The sequence below is a fragment of the Cellulomonas sp. IC4_254 genome (assembly GCF_011603975.1).
In the GTDB taxonomy this organism is placed as follows: Bacteria; Actinomycetota; Actinomycetes; order Actinomycetales; family Cellulomonadaceae; genus Cellulomonas.
Genome location: NZ_JAANNB010000029.1, coordinates 1 through 25,804 on the forward strand (window position 1 = coordinate 1; position 25,804 = coordinate 25,804).

General features: G+C 76.9%; 22 protein-coding genes. 2 read left to right on the forward strand and 20 right to left on the reverse strand.

What is annotated here, in order from left to right; translation table 11 throughout:
- The 11 genes from G6556_RS04965 to G6556_RS20135 form a co-directional block, all read right to left on the reverse strand.
- Nucleotides 1-329: YnfA family protein (locus G6556_RS04965; RefSeq protein ID WP_166939115.1), on the reverse strand; the 329-nt coding region annotated here is incomplete at its 3' end.
- 120 nt (nucleotides 330-449) lie between these two features.
- On the reverse strand, nucleotides 450-2,723 hold the full coding sequence (locus G6556_RS04970) for a biotin/lipoyl-binding protein (RefSeq protein ID WP_166939116.1): 2,274 nt from the start codon (nucleotides 2,721-2,723) through the stop codon (nucleotides 450-452).
- On the reverse strand, nucleotides 2,716-3,597 hold the full coding sequence (locus G6556_RS04975; protein WP_166939118.1) for a hypothetical protein: 882 nt from the start codon (nucleotides 3,595-3,597) through the stop codon (nucleotides 2,716-2,718). Before G6556_RS04975 ends, G6556_RS04970 begins: the two co-directional genes overlap by 8 nt.
- Nucleotides 3,598-3,647: 50 nt before the next feature.
- A complete protein-coding gene (locus G6556_RS04980; RefSeq protein ID WP_166939120.1) occupies nucleotides 3,648-4,880 on the reverse strand; it encodes an ABC transporter permease in 1,233 nt (410 codons plus the stop codon).
- Nucleotides 4,877-5,611: an ABC transporter ATP-binding protein gene (locus G6556_RS04985; RefSeq protein ID WP_166939122.1), complete on the reverse strand. Its 735-nt coding sequence runs from the start codon at nucleotides 5,609-5,611 to the stop codon at nucleotides 4,877-4,879. The genes G6556_RS04980 and G6556_RS04985 overlap by 4 nt, the downstream gene beginning before the upstream one ends.
- Nucleotides 5,604-6,899 (reverse strand): biotin/lipoyl-binding protein, encoded by a 1,296-nt coding sequence (locus G6556_RS04990; RefSeq protein ID WP_166939123.1) that lies wholly within the window; start codon nucleotides 6,897-6,899, stop codon nucleotides 5,604-5,606. Before G6556_RS04990 ends, G6556_RS04985 begins: the two co-directional genes overlap by 8 nt.
- Nucleotides 6,900-7,080: 181 nt before the next feature.
- Nucleotides 7,081-8,643 carry a methyltransferase gene (locus tag G6556_RS04995; protein ID WP_166939125.1) on the reverse strand — a complete coding sequence of 521 codons (1,563 nt, stop codon included), beginning with the start codon at nucleotides 8,641-8,643 and terminating at the stop codon, nucleotides 7,081-7,083.
- 29 nt (nucleotides 8,644-8,672) lie between these two features.
- A complete protein-coding gene (locus G6556_RS05000; protein WP_205693053.1) occupies nucleotides 8,673-9,335 on the reverse strand; it encodes a histidine phosphatase family protein in 663 nt (220 codons plus the stop codon).
- The gene (locus tag G6556_RS05005; RefSeq protein ID WP_166939127.1) at nucleotides 9,332-9,784 is read right to left on the reverse strand and encodes a hypothetical protein; all 453 of its coding nucleotides are present in this window, start codon (nucleotides 9,782-9,784) and stop codon (nucleotides 9,332-9,334) included. The genes G6556_RS05000 and G6556_RS05005 overlap by 4 nt, the downstream gene beginning before the upstream one ends.
- 52 nt (nucleotides 9,785-9,836) lie before the next feature.
- Nucleotides 9,837-12,131 (reverse strand): sodium-translocating pyrophosphatase, encoded by a 2,295-nt coding sequence (locus G6556_RS05010; protein ID WP_166939129.1) that lies wholly within the window; start codon nucleotides 12,129-12,131, stop codon nucleotides 9,837-9,839.
- Nucleotides 12,132-12,303: 172 nt separating this feature from the next.
- Nucleotides 12,304-13,254: a GGDEF domain-containing protein gene (locus G6556_RS20135; RefSeq protein ID WP_166939130.1), complete on the reverse strand. Its 951-nt coding sequence runs from the start codon at nucleotides 13,252-13,254 to the stop codon at nucleotides 12,304-12,306.
- A gap of 232 nt (nucleotides 13,255-13,486) precedes the next feature.
- Here G6556_RS20135 and G6556_RS05020 point away from each other — a divergent pair, with 232 nt between their 5' ends.
- On the forward strand, nucleotides 13,487-14,053 hold the full coding sequence (locus G6556_RS05020; protein WP_166939132.1) for a hypothetical protein: 567 nt from the start codon (nucleotides 13,487-13,489) through the stop codon (nucleotides 14,051-14,053).
- Nucleotides 14,054-14,307: 254 nt separating this feature from the next.
- On the opposite strand, the gene G6556_RS05025 is transcribed toward G6556_RS05020, so the two are convergent.
- The 3 genes from G6556_RS05025 to G6556_RS05035 all read right to left on the reverse strand — a co-directional run bounded on the left by G6556_RS05025 (nucleotide 14,308) and on the right by G6556_RS05035 (nucleotide 17,292).
- Complete coding sequence (locus G6556_RS05025; RefSeq protein ID WP_166939134.1) at nucleotides 14,308-14,655, reverse strand: STAS domain-containing protein; 348 nt, start codon at nucleotides 14,653-14,655, stop codon at nucleotides 14,308-14,310.
- A 68-nt stretch (nucleotides 14,656-14,723) separates the two neighbouring features.
- On the reverse strand, nucleotides 14,724-16,505 hold the full coding sequence (locus G6556_RS05030) for an urea amidolyase family protein (protein WP_166939136.1): 1,782 nt from the start codon (nucleotides 16,503-16,505) through the stop codon (nucleotides 14,724-14,726).
- Nucleotides 16,506-16,518: 13 nt separating this feature from the next.
- Entirely contained in the window at nucleotides 16,519-17,292 is a 774-nt protein-coding gene (locus G6556_RS05035; protein ID WP_166939147.1) for a 5-oxoprolinase subunit PxpA, read from the reverse strand.
- Nucleotides 17,293-17,376: 84 nt separating this feature from the next.
- On the opposite strand from G6556_RS05035, the gene G6556_RS05040 reads away from it, so the two are divergent.
- A complete protein-coding gene (locus tag G6556_RS05040) occupies nucleotides 17,377-19,992 on the forward strand; it encodes a DEAD/DEAH box helicase (RefSeq protein ID WP_346774727.1) in 2,616 nt (871 codons plus the stop codon).
- 620 nt (nucleotides 19,993-20,612) lie between these two features.
- On the opposite strand, the gene G6556_RS05050 is transcribed toward G6556_RS05040, so the two are convergent.
- The 6 genes from G6556_RS05050 to G6556_RS05075 form a co-directional block, all read right to left on the reverse strand.
- Complete coding sequence (locus G6556_RS05050; RefSeq protein ID WP_346774728.1) at nucleotides 20,613-20,930, reverse strand: TadE family type IV pilus minor pilin; 318 nt, start codon at nucleotides 20,928-20,930, stop codon at nucleotides 20,613-20,615.
- 38 nt (nucleotides 20,931-20,968) lie between these two features.
- Nucleotides 20,969-21,223 (reverse strand): DUF4244 domain-containing protein, encoded by a 255-nt coding sequence (locus G6556_RS05055; protein ID WP_346774729.1) that lies wholly within the window; start codon nucleotides 21,221-21,223, stop codon nucleotides 20,969-20,971.
- A 649-nt stretch (nucleotides 21,224-21,872) separates the two neighbouring features.
- Nucleotides 21,873-22,433: a type II secretion system F family protein gene (locus G6556_RS05060; protein WP_166939141.1), complete on the reverse strand. Its 561-nt coding sequence runs from the start codon at nucleotides 22,431-22,433 to the stop codon at nucleotides 21,873-21,875.
- Nucleotides 22,426-23,553, reverse strand: coding sequence for a hypothetical protein (locus tag G6556_RS19095; protein WP_205693054.1), 1,128 nt, complete (start codon nucleotides 23,551-23,553; stop codon nucleotides 22,426-22,428). The genes G6556_RS05060 and G6556_RS19095 overlap by 8 nt, the downstream gene beginning before the upstream one ends.
- Nucleotides 23,554-23,576: 23 nt before the next feature.
- Complete coding sequence (locus tag G6556_RS05070; protein WP_166939142.1) at nucleotides 23,577-24,806, reverse strand: TadA family conjugal transfer-associated ATPase; 1,230 nt, start codon at nucleotides 24,804-24,806, stop codon at nucleotides 23,577-23,579.
- Nucleotides 24,803-25,705 (reverse strand): pilus assembly protein FlpE, encoded by a 903-nt coding sequence (locus tag G6556_RS05075; RefSeq protein ID WP_166939144.1) that lies wholly within the window; start codon nucleotides 25,703-25,705, stop codon nucleotides 24,803-24,805. The genes G6556_RS05070 and G6556_RS05075 overlap by 4 nt, the downstream gene beginning before the upstream one ends.
- Nucleotides 25,706-25,804 lie beyond the last annotated feature (99 nt).

The window sequence follows — 25,804 nt, forward strand, 5'->3', positions numbered from 1 at the left end:
GCCGGCCGGGGCGCGTACATGATGACCGCCACCCCTGCGAGGCAGAGCAGCGCGCCGAGCACGTCCCAACGGTCGGGCCGGAACCCGTCGGCGAGCATCCCCCAGGCGAGCGAGCCGGCGACGAACACGCCGCCGTACGCCGCGAGGATCCGGCCGAAGTGCGCGTCCGGCTGCAGCGTCGCGACGAACCCGTACAGCCCGAGCGCGATCACCCCGGCGCCGATCCACACCCAGCCCCGGTGCTCGCGCACGCCCTGCCAGACCAGCCACGCGCCGCCGATCTCCAGCAGCGCGGTGAGCGCGAACAGCACGACCGAGCGCAGCGGCATCGGAGCCCTCCCCCGCCGGGCCACGGGCGGGCGCCGGCGGGTCCAGGGTGGCAGAAGGGCGCCCGGCCGGTCCGCGCAGGGGGACGCGGGACCGGCCGGGCGCCGTCGAGGGGCCCGGGCTCAGCTCCCGGGCGGGCCGCCCGCCGGCAGCTGGCCGCCGCCGAAGCCGCCACCGCCGGGGAACGTCATCTGCCCCTGGCCGGACGACGAGTCGTCCGTGCTGCCGCCGAGCCCGGAGAGCCCGCTGCCGGACTCCGCGTCGTCGGCCACCAGGGACTGGCTCAGGTCGGCCAGCACCACCTCGTCGCCCGCGGACAGGCCGGACACGACCTCGGTCAGCTCGGCGCCGACGGCCCCGCGCTCGACCTCGACGGACTCGACCGACCCGTCACGGAGCACCTGCACCGTCGCGGTCGAGCCGTCCAGGTGCACCGCCGACGACGGCACGGTGAGCGTCTGCTCGGAGGCGGCGACCGCGATGGCCACCTGGGCCGAGGAGCCGTCGTAGAGCGTGACGTCCGCCGGGTCGACCGCGATGTCCACGGTGTAGGTCGGGTCGGACGAGGTCGTGGACGCGTTGAGGATGCCGACGGCCGTGACGGTGCCGGTCAGGTCCTCGTCGCCGGTGCGGACCGAGAGCGCGGCCTCCTGGCCGACCTCGACCAGGTCGACCTGGCTGAGCGGCACCGTGGTGGACACGGTGTACCCGTCGTCGCCGATGACGGTGATGACGGCCGACGTCGAGGAGGCCTCGACCTCGTCGCCGGCGGCGATCGACACCGCCGCGACGGTGCCGGCGATCGGGCTCGTGAGGTCGACCAGGTCCAGCTTGCTCTGCGCGATCGCGAGCTCTGCCTCGGCCTGGTCGATCGCGGCCTGGTCGGCGAGCAGGTCGGCGGCGGTCGCGACGGTCGACCCCCCGGATCCCGCGGCCCCGGACAGTCCGGACGCGGAGCCCGTCGAGGAGCCCGTCGACGATCCCGTGCCGGACGACGAATACGTGGTCCCGGAGGTGCCGCTCGGGAGCGAGCCGGTGCCGGTCGAGGCGCCCGTCTCCGTCGAGGCACCGGTCGAGGCACCGGTCGAGCCGCCGGTGGAGCCACCGGTCGAGCCGCTCGTGCCGCCCGAGGAGCCCGAGCCCGCGGCGCCCGAGCCCGTCGAACCGGCCGAACCCGCCGCCGAGGTCAGCGCGTCCTGCGCCGCCGTCACCGCGGTGTCGAGGTCGGTCACCAGGGTCATGAGGCTCGTCTGCGCCTCGTCCACGGTCGTCTGCGCCGCGAGCACGGCGGTGATGGCGTCCTGGCAGGACGTGAGGTCGTCGGTGGTCGCGTCCGTGGTGAACGCGGCTCCGGTGACCACCGCACCCGTCGTCGCGGCGGCGCCGGTCGCGGTGGCGTGCTCCGACGCGGCGTCCCCGGTCGCGGCGTCGCCGGTCGCGGCGTCATCGGTCGGCGCGTCCTGCGTCGGCTCTTCGCTCGGCTCGCTGGTCGGCTCCGTGGTCGGTTCGTCGGTCGACCCGTCCCCGGACCCGTCGCCCGACCCGTCACCGGACCCGTCGTCGCCCAGCACGGCCTGGCACGCCTCCTGCGCGGCGGACGTCGCGGTGGACGACTCCGCCAGGGCCGCCTGCGCGGTCTGGTACTGCGCGAGGAGCGCCTGCTGCGCGGACGTGACGGCGGCGATCGCCTGCGTCACCGCCGGGTCGACGGTCGAGCCGGCACCGCCGGTCGCGCCGCCGCCCGTGGAGCCCTCACCGGCCGTCGCGCCGTCCGGGACCGACCCGGTCGTGCCCGTCCCCGCCGCCGCGGACCCCGTCGTCGACGAGCCCGTCCCGCCCGTCGTCGACGAGCCGGTGCCGCCCGAGGTGGACGAGCCGGTGCTGCTCGAGGTGCCGCTCGAGGTGCTGCTCGAGGTGCCGCTCGAGGTGCTGCTCGAGGTCTGGGAGGCGATGTCGTCCTCCAGCTGCTGCTGCGCGTCGGCGACGGCCTGCTCGGCCTCCTCGACGGCGTCCTCCAGCGAGGCGGTGTCGAGCGTGGCGAGCACCTCGCCCGCGGTGACGGTGTCGCCGACGGCCACGTCGACCGTGCCGACCGTGCCCGCGACGGAGAACGCCCGGTCGTACCGGCTCGCCGAGGCGACCGTGCCGGTGGCGTCGATGGTCTGCTCCACCGTGCCGAGCGCGGCCGTGGCGGTCCGGTAGCCGCTGCCCTGCGCGCTGGTGACCGCGAGGGCCACCCCGCCGCCGACCAGGCTGAGCGCGGCCGCCGAGGCGATCCCGCCGAGGACGAGCCGTCGCCGGCGCGTGGCCCGCCGGGCCAGGGCCTTCGGCGTCAGGGGCGTCGCGGGTGCCGCAGCGGTGCGCCGGCGGCCCGCGCGTCGCAGGCTGTCACGCATCGTCGCCCTCGCCCCCGGTGGAGCCGGACGCGCCGGGGAGGCCGGCGCCGCCGCGCCCGCCGAACCCGGTCGAGCAGCCGTCGTCGGTCGCGTCCGACAGCGTGAGGCTGGTCGCGGCGACCTGGCCGCTGCTGTCCGCCTCGCCCTGCGCCGTGACGCACCGGCCCACCGCGATGGCCGAGGCGTCCGCCGCGACCGTGCTGGTGAACGTGGTGGCGTCGTCCACGGTGAGGGTCGCGGTCGTGGTCGTCGCGTCGTCGGAGCCGGGCGTGCCCGTCGACTCCACCGTGATCGTGCTGCCGTCGACCGCGGTGACCAGCCCGGCGGTCGCGCCGCCGAACCCGCCCCCGGAGCCGCCGCCCGGCATGTCGGTGGGCGCGCCGTCCGGCATCTCGGCGCCCTCGGGCCGGTCGGTCGGCATCCCGCTGGGCAGCTCGCCGTCCGCCGGGAACCCGCCGCCGCCCGCGAAGCCGCCCGCGCAGCCGTCGTCGGTCGCCGCGGTGATCGCGACCGACGTCGCCGCGGCACCCTCGTCGCCCGAGGTGAACGCCACCACGCAGGACCCGACGGTGACGTCGGACAGCGCGGCGGTGACGGTCTGGGTGATCGTCGTCGTGTCGTCCCAGGAGACCGCCGTCTGGCCGTCGTCGCCCTGCACCTGCAGCAGCGCGTCGGTGACGGCGGCGATCTCGCCCGAGGTGCCGCCGCCCGGCAGCCGCCCGCCACCCTGGCCGGACGGCGCCTGCGCGGCGTCGCCGGCGTCCGCGGTGCCGGTGGCGCCGGCGTCGGCGGTGTCGCTGGAGCAGGCCGCGAGCAGGACCAGGACCGCCACGGCGGCGGGGGCCGCCAGCAGGCGGGTACGGGTGCGGGACATGTCTCTCCTCGTGGTGGTGGTACCGAAGGGCGGCGCGGGTCGCACGGGCCTCACTCCGACCGCAGGGCGTCGATGGGCGCGAGCCTCGCGGCCCGGGTGGCGGGGTAGACGCCGAACACGATGCCGATGGCCATCGCGATCGCGACCGAGCCACCGACGGCGGCGCCCGAGACGACGATCGACGTGTCCAGCAGGTTCGGCAGGACCGTCGCGGCGACGACCCCGAGCACCGCCCCGAGCACGCCGCCGGCCAGGCCGAGCACGCCGGCCTCGACCAGGAACTGCCGCCGGATGGCCCACGGCGGGGCGCCGAGCGCCTTGCGCAGGCCGATCTCGCGGGTCCGCTCGGTGACGGAGACCAGCATGATGTTCATGACCCCGATGCCGCCGACCAGCAGCGAGAGGGCCGCGATGCCGGTGAGCAGGACGGTCAGCGTCCGGTAGACCGAGGTCGCGGTGCTGACCAGGGAGTCCTGGCTGTCGATGCTGAAGTCCGCGCTGTCCGCGTCGGTGATGTCGTGCAGGTTGAGCAGGAGCTGGTTGGCCTCCTGGTACGCCGCGGCGAGCTGGTCCGCCGACGCCGCCTGCACGTAGATGGTCGTGAGCGAGTTCCGGTCGAAGCCGCCCGAGACGGTGTCGGAGGCGGTGGTCAGCGGGATCACGACCAGGTCGTCCAGGTCGGTGTCCGTGCTGGAGCCCGCCGTGTCGAGGACCCCGACGATCGTGAACGCGGTGTCCGCGATGGTGAGCTGCTGGCCGACGACGTTCGTGGTGCCGAACAGCTCGGTCGCGGTGGTCGCGCCGATGACGGCCACGGTCGCGCCGTCCGCGTCGTCGTCCGCCGTGAGGAACTCCCCGGAGGTGACCGCGCGGGACCGGACGTCGAGCCAGTCCTCGGTGGTGCCGACGACCGTGGTGGTCCAGTTCGTGTCGTTGGCCTCGACGGACAGCGACGACTCCTTCTCCGGCGCGACGGCGCCGATGTCCGGGGCGTTCACCTCGGAGGACAGGGCGTCGGCGTCCGAGCGGGTCAGCGTCGCCCCGGTGCCGAACCCGCCGCGCACGCCGTCGGAGTCGGTGGACGACCCGGGCGTGACGATGAGCAGGTTCGACCCCAGCGCGCTGATCTGCTGGCTGACGTCCTTCTGCGTCCCCAGGCCCAGCCCGACGGTGAGGATCACCGCGGCGATGCCGATGAGGATGCCGAGCACGGTCAGCATCGAGCGCAGCTTGTGCCCCCGCACCGCGGCCCAGCCGGTGCGCAGGGTCTCGGACCAGGTCATCGCGGGTTCACCTCGTCGGACTGGATGAGGCCGTCCCGGACGAATACGATGCGCCGGGCGTGCTCGGCGACCTCGAGCTCGTGGGTGATGAGCACGATGGTGCGGCCCTGGGCGTGCAGCTCGTCGAACAGCGCGAGCACGTCCTCGGTGGACCGGGAGTCGAGGTTGCCGGTGGGCTCGTCCGCGAGGATCAGCGCGGGCTCGCCCACCAGGGCGCGGGCGACGGCGACGCGCTGCTGCTGGCCGCCGGACAGCTCGCCGGGCCGGTTGTCCAGCTTCTCGCCCAGGCCGACGCGCTCGAGGGCGGCGACGGCGCGCTCCTTGCGCTCGGCCGCCGGCACCCGGCCGTAGACGAGGGGCAGCTCGACGTTCCGCCACGCGCTGAGCGACGGCAGCAGGTGGAACTGCTGGAACACGAAGCCGAGCCGCCGGTTCCGGACGTCCGCGAGCTCGACCTCGTCCAGCTCGCCGACGTCCTCCCCCGCCAGCCGGTACTCCCCGGCGGTCAGGACGTCCAGGCAGCCGACGATGTTCATCAGCGTCGACTTGCCCGAGCCCGACGGGCCCATGATCGCGACGTACTCGCCGGCGCCGATCGCGAGGTCGACGCCCCGCAGGGCCTCGAACTCGATGCTGCCGGTGCGGTAGGTCTTGCGGGCGCCGACGAGCTCGATGACCGTCCCGTCGGCGTCGGCCTCCCCGGGGAACCGGTCCAGGACGAGCTCAGCCATTGCCGCCGCCGCCCGGGAAGCCGCCCTGCGAGAAGTCGGGCATCTCGCCGGACGAGAAGTCGGGCATCTCGCCGCCGCCCGGGAAGCCCTGCTGGGTGTCGCCCGAGCCGGAGCCGTCGCCGGAGCCCGAGGCGCGCGGGCTGAACGTGGTGACCAGCACCTCGTCGCCCTCGGCCAGGCCCTCGGTGATCTCGACGAGGTTGCCCGAGGTCTCGCCGACGGTGACCGCCGTGGTGACCGTCCCGCCGTCCGCACCCTCCTGCGTGACGACGGACTGGCCGTCCTCGGTGGTCACCGCCGACGCGGGCACGGTCAGCACGTCGGTGCGGCGCTCGTAGATGATCGAGACGTCCACCGACTCGCCGTCGTGCAGCCCCTCGGGGTTGCCGGTGACCGCCACGGTCACCGGGTAGGACGCGACGCCGCCGGAGCTGCTCGACAGCAGCCCGATCTCGGTCACGGTGCCGTAGATGGTGTCGGTCGAGCTGCTGGTCGTGAGCTCCGCCTGGTTCCCGACGGACAGCAGGGCCACGTCCGACTCGCTGACGCTCACGCTGGTCTGCCACGCGTCGGTGCCGACGATGACGAACGGCGCGGTGCTGGTCGACGTGGTGGACGACGACCCGGTGGCGCCGGTGCCGCCCGTCATGCCGGTGGCGCCGGAGCTCCCGGAGCTGCCGGTGCTGCCCGTGCTCCCGCTCCCCGACGACGAGCCCGAGCCGGTGACCACGTCGCCGACCTCGAGGTCCACGGTGGTGAGCAGCCCCGACACCGGCGCGGTCAGCGTGGCGCCGGCCAGGTCGGCCTCGGCGGAGTCGACGGCGGCCTGCGCGACGTCGACCTGGGCGGACAGGGCGGCGACCTGCGCGTCGGAGGAGTCCGACCCGTCGGCCTCGTCCTCGGCGTTCGACAGCGAGGCCTGCGCGCTCGCCAGCTCGGCCTTCGCCTGCAGCAGGGCGGCGTTCAGCTGCAGCGTGTCGACGGTGGCGAGCTGCTGGCCCGCGGTGACGGTGTCGCCGGCCGCGACGTCGACCGAGGTCACGGTGCCGCTGACCGCGAAGGACACGTCCTCCTGCACCGCCGGGGTCAGCGTGCCGGACGTCGAGACCGACTGCTGGATGGTCGAGAGGCTCGCGGCCACCGACGTCGTCGTGGACCCCGGGGTGGCGGCCTGCGCCGGTGCCTCCCGGAACCCGAACCAGTACACCCCGGTCCCGGCGACGCCCACCAGCAGCGCGACGGCCACCACCCGCACCCACGGTCGGGTGCGCCTCCACAGCGACAGCATGTTCTCCCTCGGTCCGTCGGGGACGGACCGCGCTCGCGGGCGAGTGCCGCGGGGCCGTCCCGGCTGGTCAGGACCGTAGGGAGCGAGGCTGGGCCGGCCTTAGCACCACCCTGTGCCGAACCTGTGCGGGTGCGGCCCGGGCGCCCGGCAGCGGGGAGGAGCGGAGCGCCCCGCGGCGGGGTCAGGCCGGGAGGAGGAGGCCGTCCCGGACGAGGCCGCGCACCTCGGGCAGCACGTCCGCCGCCACCGCGTCCGCGTCGACGCCGAGCAGCGCGCCGAGCGCCCCGACGATCTGGCCGACCGTCAGCTCGCCGTCGCACGCGCCGACCAGGCCCGCGAGCGCCGTGCCCGCCTGCACCGTCCGCCCGAACCCGCCGCCCTGCCGCAGCAGCACGATCTGCGGGTCGACGTCGCCGGGCCGCAGGTACCGCTCCTCGGTGACGTCGCCGGGCACCAGGAGCCGCTCGGCCGCGAGCGCCGCGTCGTCCCGGCGGCGCAGCCAGTCGTGCGCGGCCAGCGAGGCCCCGATCGCCGGGCCGAGCGGCTGGCGCACCGTGCCGGTGACCTCCTCGAGCCGCCGCAGCCGCGGGGCGTCCGCCAGGTCGGCGGCGGGCCGGCGCAGCACGACGACGCCGAACCCGATGCCCTCGACGTCCCGGGACGCGAAGTCGGCGAGCCAGGCGGCGTACCGGGCCCGCCAGGCGGCCGGGTCGCGGTCGGGCGTGGTGCCGCCGTCGCGGATCCAGGTCTCGGCGTACTGGGCGGGGTCCTGGAGCTCGCGCTGCACCACCCAGCCGTCCAGCCCGGAGGCGTCCAGCCAGGCGCCGACGCGCTCGTCCCAGGACTCGCCGCGCCGCACCTCCCAGTTGCCGAGCAGCTGGGCCACGCCGCCGGGCGCGAGGACGTCGCCGACCGAGGTGATCAGGTCGGAGACGATCGCGTCGCCGGTGCGGCCGCCGTCCCGGTACTCGTAGGTCGGCACGTCCGCGGCGGCGCGCGGGGTGATGACGAACGGCGGGTTGCTCACCACCAGGTCGAACCGCTCCCCCGCGACCGGCTCGAGCATCGACCCGAGCCGCAGGTCGAGCGCGCCCGGCGCGAGCCCGGCGAGCGTCGCGTTGAACCGCGCGAACCCGAGCGCCCGCGCCGAGATGTCCGTGCCGACGACGACCTCGCTGTGCCGGGCCGCGTGCAGCGCCTGGATGCCGCAGCCGGTGCCGAGGTCCAGGGTGCGGGTGCTGGGCTCGCGCACGGTCACCTGTGCGAGCGTCGTGGACGCCCCGCCGACCCCGAGCACGTGGTCCGTGCGCAGCGCGCCGCCGGTGGCGAGCTCGCCGAGGTCGGACGCCACCCACCAGTCGACCGGCCCGGCCGCGTCCTCCGCCTCGTAGGGCCGCAGGTCGACCCGCGCGCGCACCGCGTCCTCCGTGCCGACGCCGGCCGCGGCGACGAGCCCCAGCCGCTCCGCACCGGCCACGCCGAGGGACGGCAGCGCCCGGGCGAGCGCGGCCGCCGGCACCGGCACGCCGAGCACGAAGGCCCGGACCAGGGCCGCGCGCGGCTCGTCCCCGGCCGTCGCGAGCAGCGCGGGCACCGGCTCCTCCCGGTGCAGCGCGGCGCTCGCCACGGGGCCGAGCAGCTCCTCGACGCCGGGCACCGTGAACCCGGAGGCCTCCAGGTCGGCGCGCAGCGCGTCGACGAGGGCGGGGTCGGCGGTCAGGGGCTCGGTCGGTGCGGCGTCCACCGGACCATCCTCCCCGACGCGGCGCGCCGTCAGACCGGCAGCGGCTCGCCGCCCGGGCCGTCGCCCCCGGCGGGCGCGGTGTGCGGCACGACCTCGTCCTGCCAGCGCGTCGCGTACCAGCCGGTCGACCCGCCGGTCTCCAGCGTCACCACGCCCGTGTTGTCGAGCGACCAGCGACCGGCGGTCGCCGCGTCGAGGTTCCCCGCGCGGGTCAGCGCCCAGAGCCGGATCATCGCGCCGTGGCTCACCGCGGCGACGGTCCCGGCGCCCGTGCCGAGCAGCTCGTCCACCACCGCGTCGAACCGGTCGAGCGTCGCGCGGCCCGACTCGCCGCCCGGCATCACGGCGTCCAGGTCGCCGGAGGCCCAGGCCACCATGGTCGACAGGTACCGGTGCACCGCGTCCGGGTCCGTGCGCATCTCCAGGTCGCCGGCCTGCACCTCGCGCAGCCCCTCCCGGACCTGCACGTCCAGCCCGTGCGGCCGCGCCACCTCGGCGGCGGTCGCACGGGCCCGGTCCAGCGTCGAGGCGTACACGGCGTCGAGCGGCTCGGCGGCCAGCGCCTCGCCGACCGCTCGCGCCTGCCGCTGCCCCTCCGGGGTGAGCGGGGCGCCCGGCGCCGCGGTGTCCAGCGCCGACACCAGGTTGGACGGGGTCTGGCCGTGCCGGACGAGGTGCAGCCGCACGGTCACTCGCAGTTCTCGGTGGTGAACGCGCTCAGGTCGTCGCTCGCCGTCGAGAGGTCCTCGGAGTCGGCCGACTCGGCGAACTCCTGCAGGGCCGTGGTGAACGCCTCCTGGTCCGTCGGGTCGATGTCCGCCAGCGCGTCGTCCAGCTCGGCGAACGTCGACGTGAACACGCCCCACGCGTCGGCGATCTCGTCCGGGGCCTCGACCTCGTCGAACTGGTCGCGCGCGTCGGCGATCGCGTCGGCGAACGCCTGCGGGTCGTCGCTCAGCGAGCCCGCCGCGGTGATCTCGGTCATCGCGTCCTCGCCCGCGGAGCAGAACGCCTGCACCTTGTCGTCGTCGCCGGAGCAGGCGGCGAGCGGGACGACGAGGGCGAGCAGGGCGGCGCCGGCCAGGGCACCGCGGACGGCTCGGCGGGACGGGCGGACGGCGGCGGTGCGGCGCGAGGTCATGTCGCCCAGCCTGCCGGACGGCCCGCCGGGCGTCGAGGCGGACCACACCGCGTCACGCCCGCAGCGGCACCTCGCGCTCCAGCCGCGCCTCCTCGTCGACCCGCGCCGCCCGCAGCCGGGACAGCACGACCGCGGTCAGCGCGATCAGCCCCGCCGCGATCGCGATCGACAGCCGCAGCACGTGGTTCGCGCCGTCGCCGAGGCTGACCGTGACGACGGCGGGGGCGATCAGCAGCGCCACCAGGTTCATCACCTTGATCAGCGGGTTGATCGCCGGGCCCGCGGTGTCCTTGAACGGGTCGCCGACGGTGTCGCCGATGACCACCGCGTCGTGCGCCGGGGACCCCTTGCCGCCGTACCGGCCGTCCTCGACCAGCTTCTTCGCGTTGTCCCAGGTGCCGCCGGAGTTCGCCAGGAACACGGCCATGAGCACGCCGGCGCCGATCGCCCCGGCCAGGAACCCGGCGAGCGGGCCGATGCCGAGGCCGAAGCCGACGGCCACCGGCGCGGACGCCGCGAGCAGGCCGGGCGTCGCGAGCTCGCGCAGCGAGTCCCGGGTGCAGATGTCGACGACCTTGCCGTACTCCGGGCGCTCGGCGCCGGTCATGATCCCGGGGTGCTCGCGGAACTGCCGGCGCACCTCGAACACGATCGCGCCGGCCGCGCGGGTCACCGCGTCGATCGCCAGGCCCGAGAACAGGAACACGGTCGCCCCGCCGAGGATCACGCCGACCAGCGTCACCGGGCTGATCACCTGGTAGTCCGTCATCGCCAGGACGATGTCGCCGGGCACCTGCGTCAGGTCGAGCCCCGCGAGCGCCCCCGCCACGGCGTCGGCGTACGACCCGAACAGCGCCGTCGCCGCCAGCACGGCCGTGGCGATCGCGATGCCCTTCGTCACGGCCTTCGTGGTGTTCCCGACCGCGTCGAGGTCGGTGAGGATCTGCGCGCCCTCCTCGGTCACGTCGCCGGACATCTCGGCGATGCCCTGGGCGTTGTCGCTCACCGGGCCGAACGTGTCCATCGCGACGATGACGCCCACCGTGGTCAGCAGGCCGCAGCCCGCGAGCGCCACCAGGAACAGCGACAGCGAGATCGACCCCCCGGCCAGGAGGAACACCCCGCAGATCGCGGCGGCGATGGTGCCCGCCGTGTACACGGCCGACTCCAGCCCGACCCCGATACCGGACAGCACGACGGTCGCCGCGCCGGTCTGGGAGGTGCGCGCCACGTGGATCGTCGGCTTCGACGTCGTGCCGGTGAAGTAGCCCGTCAGCCAGAGGATCACGCCGGCGAGCACCACGCCGATCGCCACCGCGCCCGCCGCCACCGCGCGCGGGTCACCCGGGTGGTCCGCCAGCCCGGCCGTCCCGGCGAGCTCCGCGAACGACGACGGCAGGTAGACGAACGCCGCCACCGCCGCGAGCACCGCACCCGCCACGGCCGCCACCGCGAAGCCCCGGTTGATCGCCGTCAGCCCGCTCTCGTCGCCGCGCACCCGCGTGACCAGGACCCCGAGGGCCGCCACCACCGCGCCGATCGCCGTCACGACCAGCGGGAACACCAGCCCCTCCTCGCCGAACGCCGCCCGGCCGAGGATCAGCGCCGCCACCAGCGTCACCGCGTACGACTCGAACAGGTCCGCCGCCATGCCCGCGCAGTCGCCGACGTTGTCCCCCACGTTGTCCGCGATCGTCGCCGCGTTGCGCGGGTCGTCCTCGGGGATGTGCTGCTCGACCTTGCCGACCAGGTCCGCGCCGACGTCGGCCGCCTTCGTGAAGATGCCGCCGCCGACCCGCATGAACATCGCCAGCAGCGCCGCCCCGAAGCCGAAGCCCTCCAGCACGGCGGGCGCCTCGCCCCGGTACAGCAGGACCACGCCCGCCGCCCCCAGCAGGCCCAGCCCGACGACCGACATCCCGACGACGCCGCCCGTCCGCAGCGCGATCCGCGCCCCGGCCGCACGGCCGCCCGGCAGCGACGCCGCCGCGGCCACCCGCACGTTCGCGCGGGTCGCCAGCCACATGCCGAGGTACCCGATCGACGCGGAGAACCCCGCGCCGACCAGGAAGAACACCGAGCGGCCGATCTTGACCCCGGCGTCGCCCGGCAGCAGGAACAGCAGCGCGAACACGACCACCGCGAACAGCACGAGCGTCCGCAGCTGCCGGGACAGGTACGCCGCGGCGCCCTCCTGCACCGCCGCGGCGATCGTCCGCATCGACGCGGACCCCTCGTCCGCCGCCAGCACCTGCCGGCGCAGCACCACCGCCACGACGAGGGCGGCGACCGCCACGGCCGCGATGACGGCGACCACCACGAGGCTTCCGGACCCGAGCTCGACCATGCATCCTCCTCGGACGCGGGACACGGCCCTGCCCGAGCCGCCCCCGGTACGCGCCGCTCCGTTGCCGCGCGAGAGGACGCCACTGTAGCCAGATATGTCCGGTGCGGAAGGGGTGTGGCGTCCGGTTCCACCACTCGGCCCCGGTGCCGGCGACGCGTGGACCCCGTCGCCGTCAGCCCGGCGGCGCCAGGGCGGGCAGCGGGTCCGCCTTCCGCGCGAGCATCCGCCGCTGCGCCTCCTGCACCAGCGCGTCGGCGTCCGCCACCCCCGGCGGCGAGACGACCCACGCCAGCCGGACGGGCGGCTCGTCGACGGCGCGCGGCAGCAGCGCCCGGCCCACGCCCTCGACCACCCGGGCGACCTGCTCGTCCGCCTCCGGCACGGGGACGCCGGGCAGCAGCACGACGGCCATGAGCTCGTCGCTGCCGGTCCGGCCCACCAGCGCACCCGCGGGCACCCCATCGGCGAACCGGGTCGCGAGCAGCCGCAGCAGGGCGTCGCCCGCCGCACCGCCGAACCGCGCGTTCACGCCCGCGAACCCCTCGACGTCGGCCTGGACGAGCAGGAGCCGCCGGCTGCTGCCCGGCAGCAGGCGGGCCCACTCCCGCAGCGTGTGCAGCACCAGCTCCCGCCCCGGCAGCCCGGTGAGCGGGTCGTGCAGCGACCGCTCCGACAGCGCCGCCACCAGCGCCCGCACCAGGTCCGACGTCGCGACCGCGCCCCAGGTGCCGGACCGCACCAGCACGTCGTCGTAGCGCGTCTCGCCGGACCGCTCCATCGCCCGGGTCGCCGACTCCACGATGCCGGTGCGCTCGTCCACGACGAGCGGGGACCAGTCGGCGACCTCCCCCACGGGTCGCCGCGCCAGCACCGCCCGCCCGTAGCCGAGCCGCCCGGTCTGCGCGTCGGTGAACCGGCTCCGCGACACCATGCCGATGCCGCCGTCCCGCTCGTCCACGACCGCGAGGCACGGCAGGTGCGGCGACCGGAACAGCACCTCGACCTCGCTCATCGGCAGGTCGCGGTCCACCACCGCCACGGGCACGGCGATCTCACCCACGGAGCGGTGCACCCCGCCGACCGCGCGGGAGGTACGGACGAGCAGGTCGACGTCGTTCGGCACGACCATATGGTGCCGCCGCCGTCGCGGCGCGCCGCGGTCGTGGGCGGACAGGTGGCGAGTGTTCGCCGGGTGTTCACCGCCCAGGCGTCAGCGCGGGACCGTTCGGGTGACCTATCCCCGCTGGGTAGGGGTACTCATCTTCCGACAACCCTGCCTAGGTGCCCGCCTGTCGCTGCTACGACCGAGAGTGCGGGGCGACGAGGCTCCGCACGATCTGTGGAGGTCCGTCGCCATGCGCAAGAACTGGGTCGCAGCCCTCGCGGTTCTGCCCCTCACCGCTCTCACCGTCGGACCGGCCAACGCCACCGACTTCCCACCTCCCGCAGCAGTCAACAACCCGGACGTGGCACGAGAGCTCATCGAGTCTCTTCCTGAGGTCATCCAGCGGGATCCGGACGTGATCATCGACCCCGACGTCGTACTCGGTCCGATCGTGTACCCCGACGGCACTCCGGTCCAGGGACAAGACCCGGCCACGGTGCGCGAGGCTCGCGCTCGTTGCGGGGGAACCGCGACAGCCACGGCGGTCATCTGGGGTCCGGAGAGCATCGGCGGATGCACTGTCTGGGGCAGTGCGGGATACAAGCAGGGCTATGCGTGGGGTGTTCAGGACGCGAGCGGAAGCGTCTGCGCCCAGGGCCGCGGATTCACCGTGTCCGGGACCCGGACCTGGTACTCGATCGGGTGTGGCAAGAGCAACGCCGGCACCACCGTCACCTGGGGAAACGTCTTGAGCAACCCCTCGGTCCGTGCCATGGCGACCTCAGGACCCGTCAACTCCGTCGGTTGGTGGATCTAGGGATGAGCCAGCGTCACGGCTACCGACAGAGTCGCGGCCTGCGCGCTTGGCTTCGCCGTCGAGCGGGCGGGCTGGCCGCTGCCGGCGACGCTCGCCTGCTGCGGGAGACGTTCCGACCACCGGCTGATGGCGACCGCGAGACGTCGGGTCAGATCCTCGACGGGGTCGACCGCCCGTCACCGTGCCCGGACCACATCGTTCCAGGCGAACGTGCGCGATGAGTGCTCCGTCGTCAGGTGGTCGCTCGGGGCCCTTCAGCCCTCGCGGTCGGCGGCCAGCGCCTCGTTCACCGTCTCCCGGATGGTGAACACCTGCGTCAGCGCGGTGATGCGGAACACCTTGAGCAGCCGCTCCGAGTCGATGACGAGCTGCAGCCGCCCGTCCAGCCCCCGGACGCGCTTGAGCACACCCACGAGCAGACCGAGCCCCGTGGAGTCCATGAAGCGCACCTCGGTGAGGTTCACGACCAGGTCCACGTGCCCGGCGTCCACCAGTCCGGTGAGCTTCTCGCGCAGCGCGGGCGCGGTGTACACGTCGATCTCGCCGGTCACGTCGACGACGGTCCTGCCCTCGACGGTCCTGCTGGCCACGCTGACGTCCACCGGAGCTCCCCTCTGCCTTCCGGGAGCATTCAAACAGACCGCACGCCCGCCGCCCACGTGTTGCGTGCTCACGCGTGTCCGGCGGACCCCTCGAACCGGGCGAACCGGACCGTGTCGCCGGGCCGGAGCTGGGCCGCACGATCGCGCGAACGGGGCTCCACGACCGCGACCACGGGGTAACCACCGGTGACCGGGTGATCGACCCCGAACACGACCGGACGCCCGTCGGGCGGCACCTGCACCGCTCCGGGCACCAGGGGCTCGGACGGGAGCTCACCGCGGTCGGCGCGCTCGACCGGCGGGCCGTCGAGGCGCAGCGCCACGCGGTCGCTCGCCGGGGACACCGCGAACCGACCGGCGAGGAGCCGCTCGAATTCACCCGGTGCGAACCAGTCGGGGCGCGGCCCCGGTGCCACCCGGAGCACCACGGTCCCGGGCCAGTCGCGCGGCGCGTCCGCCCACGGCTGCGCGGAGCCGACCACGTCGGTGCCGACCGGCAGCGTGTCGCCGACGCGCAGCGGGGCGGGACCGATCCCCGCGAGGCGGTCCGCCGCGCGCGAGCCGAGGACCGGCGGCACGTCGAGCCCGCCCCGGACGGCCACGTAGAGCCGCAGACCGCGCGCGGCCGTGCTGGTGCGGAGCACCCCTCCCGGCGGGACCCGGGTGGCCGCGTGCGGGGCGACCGGGACGCCGTCCACGTCGGCCGGGACCTCCGCACCGGCGAGCGCCACCACGCCACCCGCCGGGAACCGGAGCACCAGGCCGCCGAGCAGCACCTCCAGGCCGGCGGCGCCGGGACCGTTGCCGACGAGCCGGTTGGCGAGGCGGAGCGCACCGGCGTCGGCCGAGCCGGACCGGCCGACCCCGACCGCCGCGAGGCCGGGCCGGCCGCGGTCCTGGACGAGGACGAGCGGGCCGGTCGCGAGGACCTCGACCTCGGGGCGCGGGGCTGCGTCGGGGTCGTGGGCGCCGCCGGGGGCGTGGGCGGCCCGAGGGTGCCGGGCGACGCCGGGGTCGAGGGCGGTTGTCGTCGGCGGGAGCTGCGCCGGACCGACCTGCACCGGTCCGACGCGCGCCGGGTCGACCTGGGGCCCGTCGACGGGCGGCCCGTCGGGGTGCGGCGTGTCGACGTGCGCCCGAGCGACCTGCGGCGCCGCGGCGGCGCCCGAGGGCGAGGTCGAGACGGCCGCGAACCGCACCCGCGTGCCGGGGCGCAGCAGCGCGGGCGGGTCGCGGTCGACGTCGAACAGCGGCACGTCGCAGGTGCCCAGCAGCATCCAGCCGCCCGGGGTGGCCGCCGGGTAGACCGCCGCGAACTCGCCCGCGATCGCGACGGCGCCCGGAGGGACCCGCTCGCGCGGCGTCGCCCGCCGCGGGACGTGCAGCGCCGGGTCCAGGCCGGTGAGGTAGGCGAAGCCGGGCATGAACCCGCCGAACGCCACCGTGTACTCCCCGGCGGCGTGCCGGCGCACGACCTCCCGTTCCGTGAGGCCGGTGGCACGGGCGACCGCGGCGAGGTCGGGGCCGTCGTAGCGGACGGGCAGGACCACCGGGTCGGCGGGCGTGGCGGAGTCGGGGTGCCCGGGGGCCGCCTGGTCCCTCGACCGGCTGCCGGCGGCGCGCGCGGCGGTGAGCACCGCGTCCACGGCGTCGCGGGCGTCGGCGGGTGTCGCGAACCGGACGAGCACCGTGCGCGCTGCCGGGACGACGTCGGTCACCCCGGGTGGCGGCTCGCTCCGGAGGGCGTCGTCCAGCGCCCGCACGACCGTGAGGCCGGGCAGGTCGACCAGCAGCGCGTCGACGCCGTAGGGCACGACGCGGACGGCGTCCCCCGGGTCGTCCGCCGTCATCGGGACGTCCCGGTCACGGCGCGGCCGGGCGGAGCTCGACGCCGGCGCCCTCCAGTGCGGCGCGCACCGCGCGGGCGACGGGCACCGCCCCGGGCGTGTCCGAGTGCACGCACAGCGAGGCCGCGTCCACCGGCACCGCGGTTCCGTCCACCGCCACGACCGTGCCCTCGGTCGCCATCCGGACGGCACGCTCGGCGGCCTCCCGCGGGTCGGTGACGAGCGCCCCGGCGCGGCCGCGCGGGACCAGCGTGCCGTCCGGCAGGTACCCCCGGTCGACGAACGCCTCGGTCACCGTCGGCAGCCCCGCGTCGCGCGCGAGCCGGAGGACGGCGGACCCGGGGAGGCCCACGACCGCCAGCGTCGGGTCGACCCCCGCGACACCCGCGACGACCGCCGCCGCCTGCTCCTCGTCCTGGACGACCCGGTTGTAGAGGGCACCGTGCGGCTTCACGTAGCCGACCCGCGCGCCGACGGTCCGGGCGACGGCCTGGAGCGCCCCGACCTGGTAGGCGACCTCCGCGGCGAGCTCGCCCGGGGGGACGTCGAGCCGGCGGCGACCGAACCCGACGAGGTCGCGGTAGGAGACGTGGGCGCCCACGGCCACGCCGCGGGCCCGTGCCGTGGCGCAGCGCGCGGCCATGATCGACGGGTCGCCCGCGTGGAACCCGCACGCGACGTTGGCGCTGGTGACGACGGACAGCAGCGCGTCGTCCGCCCCCGGCTCGCCGAGCGTCCACGGGCCGTAGCCCTCGCCGAGGTCGCAGTTCAGGTCGATGTGCGTCGCCACGTGCCCATCCTGCCTCGTGGCGCCGTCCGGCCCCGGCGTGGGCGCCGGTACGACGCAGCGCCCCCGAGGGGCGAGGATGGTGCCGTGGTGAGGACCGGTGAGCTGCTCGACGTGCTGCTCGCCGCGGGTCGCCGGGCCGACCGGCTGACGCACGTGCGGCACCTGCCCGCGCGCGAGGGCGTCCCGGTGGACTGGCCCGCCTGGGCGGACCCCGACCTGGTCGCCGGCTACCGCGCCCTCGGCGTCGAGCGGCCGTGGCGGCACCAGGCGGTCGCCGCCGACGCCGCGTGGTCCGGGCGGCACACGGTGCTGTCGACGTCGACGGGGTCCGGGAAGTCGCTGGCCTTCTGGCTGCCCTCGCTGTCGGCGGTCCGGGCGCAGGCCGCGGCGCGCGCGCTCGACCCGGGGCGGATCGAGACCGTCGCCCGCCGGGGGTCGGTGCTCTACCTCTGCCCCACCAAGGCGCTCGCCGCGGACCAGCGGCACGCCCTCGACCGGGTGCTGCACGCCGCGCGCCTGCGGGACGTGCGGGTCTCGACCTGCGACGGCGACACCGCCCAGGAGGAACGACGCTGGGTCCAGGAGTACGCGGACGTCGTGCTCACGAACCCGGACTTCCTGCACTTCGCCCTGCTGCCGCAGCACCGCCGGTGGGCGCGATTGCTCGGCTCGCTGCGCTACGTCGTGCTGGACGAGTGCCACGCGTTCCGGGGCGTGTTCGGCGCGCACGTGGCGGCGGTCCTGCGACGGCTGCGCCGCGTCGCGGGCACCTACGGCGCCGACCCGGTGTTCCTGCTCGCGTCGGCCACCACGGCGGAGCCCGCCGTGAGCGCGGCCCGGCTGATCGGGGCGGCGCCCGAGGACGTCGTCTCCGTCGCCGACGACGCCTCGCCCGCCGGCCGGAAGACGGTCGCGCTCTGGCAGCCACCGGAGGTGGCGCCCGCGGAGGGGCCCTGGAGCGGGCTGCTCCCCGAGGACGACCCGTGGGCGCTGCCGCTGGACGAGCCACCCGTCGACGTGGACCGCGCCGGTGCGGAGGCGGCCGGGGACGAGGCCGCCGCTCGGGCCGACGGTGCCGCGACGATCGACGGCGACGACCCCGCCGCGCGCACCGCCGCCCCCGCACCGGGTCCCGACGCCGGTTCGGTCGGGCCGGCGCGTGAGGGAACCGGCCCGCTCGGCACCGGCGAGGACCTCGTCGCCGACGACCCGGACCGCCCGCGCCGCTCGGCGACGGCCGAGGTCGCGGACCTGCTCGCCGACCTCACCGCGGCGGGTGCCCGGACGCTGGCGTTCACGCGGTCGCGCCGGGCGGCGGAGTCGGTCGCCACCGTCACCCGCGAGCACCTTCGCGAGGTGGACCCGGAGCTGGCGGTGGCCGTCGCCGCGTACCGGGGCGGGTACCTGCCCGAGGAGCGCCGCGAGCTGGAGCAGGCGATCCGCACCGGGCGTCTCCGGGCGCTCGCCACGACGAACGCGCTCGAGCTCGGCGTCGACATCTCCGGGCTCGACGCCGTGGTCATCGCGGGCTGGCCGGGCACGCGGGTGTCGCTGTGGCAGCAGGCGGGCCGTGCCGGCCGGGCGGGCGCCGACGGCCTCGTCGTCCTGGTCGCGCGGGAGGACCCGCTCGACACGTACCTGGTCCACCACCCCGAGGCGGCGCTGGACGCTCCTGTGGAGGCGACCGTCTTCGACCCCGGCAACCCCTACGTGCTGGCCCCGCACCTGTGCGCCGCCGCCGCCGAGACGCCGATCCGGGCGGAGGAGCTCGACCTGTTCGGCCCGAACACGCGCGAGCTCCTGGACGTCCTCGTCGCCCGGGGGGCGCTCCGCCGCCGACCCTCCGGCTGGTACTGGACGCACGCCGAGCAGGCCGCCCGGCTGACGGACCTGCGCGGCACCGGTGGCGACCCCGTCCGCGTGGTCGAGTCCACGACCGGGCGGTTGCTCGGCACGGTGGACTCCGCGGCCGCCGACTCGACCGTGCACGCGGGCGCGGTCTACGTGCACCAGGGCGCGACGTACGTCGTCGACGAGCTGCGCCTGGAGGACGGCGTCGCGCTGGTGGACCGGCGGGACGTCGACTACGGCACGTGGGCGCGCTGGGTGACCTCGACCGAGATCCGGTCCGTCACCGCGGAGCGGCGCTGGGGCCCCGTGACCTGGGGTTTCGGCGCGGTGGACGTGACGACGCAGGTGCTGAGCTTCCAGCGCAAGCGGATCCCCGACATGGAGGTCCTGGGCTCCGAGCTGCTCGACCTGCCCGCGCGCACGCTGCCGACCACCTCGGTCTGGTGGACGGCGCCCGTCGAGGTGCTGGAGCGAGCCGGCATCACCGTCGAGACGGCGCCCGGTGCCCTGCACGCGGCAGAGCACGCGTCGATCGGGCTGCTGCCGCTGCTCGCCACCTGCGACCGCTGGGACCTCGGCGGCGTCTCGACCGCCTTGCACGCCGACACCGAGCAGGCGACGGTGTTCGTGCACGACGCGTACCCCGGCGGGGCGGGGTTCGCCGAGCGCGGGTACGGGCTCGGGGCGACCTGGCTGCGGGCCACCCGGCAGGCGATCGCGACCTGCCCCTGCCGCACCGGGTGCCCGGCGTGCGTGCAGTCGCCGAAGTGCGGCAACGGCAACAACCCGCTGGAGAAGGCCGCCGCGGTCCGCCTGCTCGACGCGGTCCTCGCGCACGCCCCGGCCTGACCGGAGCCTGCCCGAGGCGACCGGCGACCGGCGTCCCTCCAGGGGCGAGGACCGGCGCGGCACGGGCGTGGCTCGGCGGGGCACGGGCGCGGCTCGGCGCGGCACGGGCATCGCTCGGCGCGGCACCGGCGCGGCCCGGCGCGGCGCCGACCTGCCCGGGCGCGCGCGGCGTGGGCCTGCGCTCGCCTCGGCGGCGGCGTCGCCGACCACCGTCCGCACGGTGGCCCGGACCCGGACGTCGCCCTCGCCCACGACGACGCACTCCGCGAGCACCGCGCCGTTGCGCCCGACCACCGCGCCGGCGAGACCACAGGGGTCGGCGTGCCCTCGGAGCCGGCGCTCGGCGGCGGCGATCGCGCCGAGGTCGGCGGCCGCCTGCGCTCGGGCGCGCGCCGTCTGGACGGCACCGAGGAGCCCGAGCGCTCCGGCGAGCACTCCCACCACCGCGAGGAGCGCGACCACCAGGACCGACGCAGATCCGCGGTCGGAGAGCCTCGTGCCGAGCGGAACGTGCAGCGAGGAGTGCGCTCGCGTACGTGTCCGCCGGTCGCCTGGTTTGGCGCCGCCCACCAGCGCGGGGCCCGCCTCCGGTGCCGGCACGCGCCCGCCGCGGTTCCCGGTCACGGCTCCACCCAGGCCGTGGCGGTGCCACCCACGGTGAGGCCACCGACGACCGGGAGCGCCGGCCCGACCGTCGTCTCCACCGTCACGACGACCCACGCGTCGTCCCGGGTGACCGTCGCCTGCGCGCCGGCACCCGCCACCCGGTGCGCGGCCGAGGTGACCCCGGCGTCGCCCTCACCGATCGCTGCGACCCGTGCGGCGACGCGCGCGGCGTCCGCGCACCGGAGCTGGGCGGCAGCGCATGCGGCGAGCACCAGCACCACCCCCAGGAGCACGGCGGCGACCGGGAGCAGGACCGCGAACTCGGCGGTCACCGAGCCGCGGTCCCCCCGCGACCGCCGCAGGTCCCCGGTCACACCGCCAGCGCGTCGCGGACGAGGTTCGTCAGGGTCTCCCGGATCTCCGCGCTGCGGAGGATCACGACCAGGAGCCCCGCGAACCCGACCGCGGCGATCATCACGACGGCGTACTCGGCGGTCGCCAGACCCGCGTCCCGAGTCGTCCCCGCGAGCCTGGCGCGTGCGCGCCGCAGGCCCTCCGGCACCCGGCCCGCGGCGCCCACCACCCGCCGACGGCCTCGCCCCCACGCCGTTCGCACACTGCTCACCTGCTGCATCTCGTGCCTCCCGTGCTCGGTGCCGGCCGCCCGTCGACCGGCACGACCGACCCTGCCGGGGACCGCGCTCCCGCCACCGACCCGGACTCCGCCTCTTGGGGACGAGCCGCGCGCCTGCGCCTGTGGAGGACTCGGTGTGCGCCGGTCGTCGCGGCACCCGTGGGAGAACATCGGCGCGACGGGGTGATCGTCGGGCGCTCGGCACGCATGGACCCGGGCGCAACGGACGGAGGCCCGGTCCGGACCGCAAGGGACGGGCCGAGGTCTGGGGCGGGGCGGGTTCGACTCCAGGGCGGCGCGGTCCGGCTCCGCGGCGGAGCCCGGTCGACTCCAGGGCAGAGCAGGTCGGCTCCGCGGCGGAGCGGGTCGGGTCCAGGGCGGCGCGGGTCGGCTCGGGGGCGGCGCGGTCCGGCTCCGCGGCGGCGCGGGTCGGCTACAGAGCGGTGTGGGACGGTGCCGTCCAGGGCCGTCTGCGGCGGGGACGGCGAGGGTCGGGCGGCGAATGCGCAACCGACACGTCGAGCGGATACCCGCCGGATAGGCGCTCGACGTGTCGGGTACCCCCTCGGCGCATGACGGGCACGCGGTCCGGCACGCCGGGCGTGAACCCCGGCTCTGCGCAGTGCCGCACGTGGGCGGGTCAGAGGAGCCCGCGGCCCAAGGAGGCGAGCACCGGGACGAGCCCGACGAGGACGAACGCGGGCAGGAAGCACAGGCCCAGCGGCACGACCAGGCGCACGCCCAGCCGGCCTGCCGCCTCGCGGGCGGCGCGCTCGCGGGTGCGCCGGAGCCCCGCGGCGGCCGCCCGCAGCGCGGGCCCGGCGGGGGCGCCGGTCCGCCAGGCGGCCTCGAGCCCGTCGAGCACGCTGCCGAGCAGCGGCGCGTGCGACCACGCGGCGGTCCAGGACTCCCCGAGCAGCAGCGCCGTGCCGGCCCGGGTGAGGTCCCGGCCGGTCGCGCCACCGAGGGCGGCGCCCACCGCCGCGAGCGCCCCCGGCACGCTGGCGCCCGCGCCGACCGCCACCACGAGCAGGTCGACGACCGTCACCAGGTCGACGGCGCGTGCGTCGTCCTCCGCGCGAGGGCCCCCACCGGGTCGTGGCGCTCGGGCGTCGTCGAGGCGGGACGGGTGGCGGGCGTACGGGCGCCCGAGCAGGCGGACGGTCCCGGCGGTGAGCAGGACCAGCAGCGCCTCACCCACCACGCGCGCCCACCGCCGCCACTACGCCGGTGCCCGGGCCAGTCCAGGCGACCGCACCCGCACCGCCACGCGTCCCGTCGACCGTCTCCGCCGCGAGACCTGCCATCGCCGGGGGATCAGGACCTGCCGACACGGGGCCGGGACGACCCGCCGCCGGCCCGACCCCCGGCGTCGCCGCCAGACCGGCCGCCGTCGTCGTCGCCAGACCAGCACCTGCCGCCGCCACCAGACCGGCACCTGCCGTCGTCGCCAGACGAGACCCCGTCGTCGTCGCCGGACCGACACCAGCCGCCCCCGCCGGACCGGCCCACGCCGTCGTCACCAGACCGGCACCTGCCGTCGTCGCGGTGGCGAGACCGGAGCCCGCCGTGCGGGCATCGGCGACCATCCGCCTCGTCCACCGCCTTCCGAGCAGGGTCAGCACGAGTCCGCCGATCCCCGCGGCGGTGCCGCCTCCCCCGCCGAGGAGCGTGCCGAGCGGGTCGGCGCCGAGCAAAGTCCCGAGCGCGACGCCGAGGACGGGGAGCCAGGTCAGGAGGGTCGTCGTCTGGCGCGGTCCGGCGAGGGCGCTCCGCACGGCGGTCTCGGCGTCGGCGTCGGCCGCGAGCGCGCGGGCGCACTCCTCGAGGACGCCGGCGGTCGGGGCGCCGAGCTCGGCGGCGAGCCGGCCGGCGGCGAGCACGCCGGCCACCCGTCGGCGCACCGGGTCGGCCTCGGGGTTGCTCGCGACCCGCCGGCGCACCAGACCGACCTCCGGGCCGCCGGCCACGCCGCCGGCCGGACCGCCGCCCTGACGCCGGGGGCCGGCCGGCAGGACGGCCACGAGGAGGTCGTCGGCGGTGGGCACGCCATCCGGGCCGACGGGGACGCCGAGCACGAGCCGCCACGCGTCGGCCGGCGACCGGCCCGCACGGACCTCCGCCGCGACGCCGGTCACGACGGTGCCGAGGAACGCGGCGGGGTCAGGGGTCGCACCACGCCGCCAGCGGGGCGACCGCAGCAGCCGGGCAGGTCCGGCCGGCGTGACCGCCCCACGGGAGCCGAGCCGACGCACCCGCGACGAGACCGCGCTGCCCGGGCGCCAGAGGAGCACGACCGCGGCGGTGAGGACCGCCAGCATCGCCCCACCGGCTCCTGCGGTGGTCACGCCGGGGCCGCGCCGACCGCGGGCGGCGTCCGCGTCGTCTCGACGCCCAGGCGTGCGGCGAGCTCCGCCCAGCCCGGGCCCACGACGACGCGGCCGTCCGGCGCGGTGGCGAGCGCCGTGCGCACGACGAGCGTCCCCCGGGCGGGGTCGCGTCCGACGGTCGCGATCTCGGTGAGCCGTCGCCGGCCGCGGTCACGGCGCAGGTGCAGCACCGCGTGGATCGCGCTCGCGGCCTGGGCCGCCAGAGCCTCCCGTGGCAGCCCCGCGAGCGCGCCGAGCGCCTCCAGCCGTGCGGGGACGTCGGTCGCCGCATTGGCGTGCACGGTCGTGCAGCCGCCGTCGTGCCCGGTGTTGAGGGCGCTGAGCACGTCGCGGACCTCGGCGCCGCGGCACTCGCCGAGCACCACCCGGTCGGGTCGCATCCGCAGCGACTCCCGGACCAGGTCCCCGAGGTCGATCCCCCCGGCGCCCTCGACGTTCGGCCGGCGGGCGAGCAGCCGGACGACGTGCGGGTGCCGCGGGGCGAGCTCACCCGCCTCCTCGACCAGCACGATCCGCTCGCCCGGGTCGGCGAGGGACAGCAACGTCGAGAGCAGGGTGGTCTTGCCGGTACCGGTCGCCCCGGACACGAGCAGGTTCGACCGGCTCGCGACGAGCGCCCGGAGCACGCCGTCGGCACCCGCCGGCACGGTGCCGTCCCGGACCAGGTCGTCCAGGGTGAACGCCCGGTGCCGGAGCACGCGCAGCGACAGGAGGGTGCAGCCGTCGGCGACGGGCGGCAGCACCGCGTGCAGGCGCGTCCCGTCGGGCAGGCGGGCGTCGGCGGCCGGGCGCGCGTCGTCGAGGCGTTGACCGGCGGCGGCGGCCAGCCGCACCGCGAGGCCCCGGACGCGCGCGGCGTCACCGAGGTCGACGTCGACCTGCCGGAGCGCGCCGCCTCGCTCGACCCACACGTCGCGGGGGCCGTTCACGAGCACGTCGGTGACGTGGGGGTCGTCGAGGAGCGCCTGCAGCGGTCCGGCCCCCAGGATCTCGGCGCGGACGACGCCGTCCAGCTCGGCCAGCGCCGCGCTGCCGAGCACGCGCCCGCTCTCCCGCAGGGCCGCGGAGACGCGCGCGCCGGTCACGGGGCCGCCCTCCGCCGCGAGCCGGTGCCGGACGGTCGCGACCAGTGCGGGCAGGCCGGTGCCGTGCTCCCCGGCCTCGGGGGCTGCCCCGCCCGTCACGTGAGCCGCCGCGCGAGCCGGGCGACCGCCCGCGCCGCCCTGGGTGGCAGCGCGGGACCGACACCGCTGTCCACCGCCGCACCCAGACCGCGCACCCACGGCAGGGACGCCACGACCGGCAGGCCGACCGCCGCGGCCACCTCCCCGACACCCAGGCCACCGGGCGCCGGTCCGCGGGACACGAGCCCGACGCGTCGGGCGTCGCCGACCAGCACGCCCCGCAGGAGGCGCGCACCGGCGACCGCGGGGACGTCGCGCGGCACGACCACGAGCACGGTCCGGCAGGCCGCGAGCAGCGTCGCGCCGGTGCCGAGCACCACGACGCCCGCAGGGTCCTCGGCGACGACCCGCTCACCGGCCCGCCCCTCGCCGGCGAGCACCCGGGCGGCCACGGGCGCTCCGGCCTCGACCCCGCTCGACACCGGTGGGCCGGGCGAGCCCGAACCCGCGCCCGACCGCCCGAGCGACCCCGACGACCCCGCCCCGGCCGCCGAGGCCAGCACCGCCGACCGGTCCAGGTCCAGCACCACGGACCCGTACGCCGCCGCGAGCGCCCGCAGCACGTCCCCGAGCGCGGCGGGAGGGGGCGGTCCCGGTCGACCGTCGTCGGTGGGGAGGACCCCGCACCGACCCCAGCGCATGAGGTTGCCCGCGAGCAGGGCGGGGTCCACGGCGCCGCGCGCCCCGCCGAGGTCCGGCCACCGCAGCCCGGGATGCGCCTCGAGCCCGAGCACCGTGTCGAGCGAGGGTCCGCCCCCGGTGTCGACGAGCACCGCGGTGCCCCGGCGCGCGAGCTCCGCCGCGAGCACCGCGGCGGTCACCGTGGCACCGGCGCCCCCGCGTGCGCCGACCACCCCCACGACGCCGGCGCCGCCCGCCGGCCTCCCGCTCTTCGTCATCCCGCCTCCTGCCTCCTGCCGCCGATCCAGCACGGAACCCACCCGCGGTCCTTCGCCGCCGAACCGACCACCCGCCGTGCCCGCTCCCGAGGCTGCCGC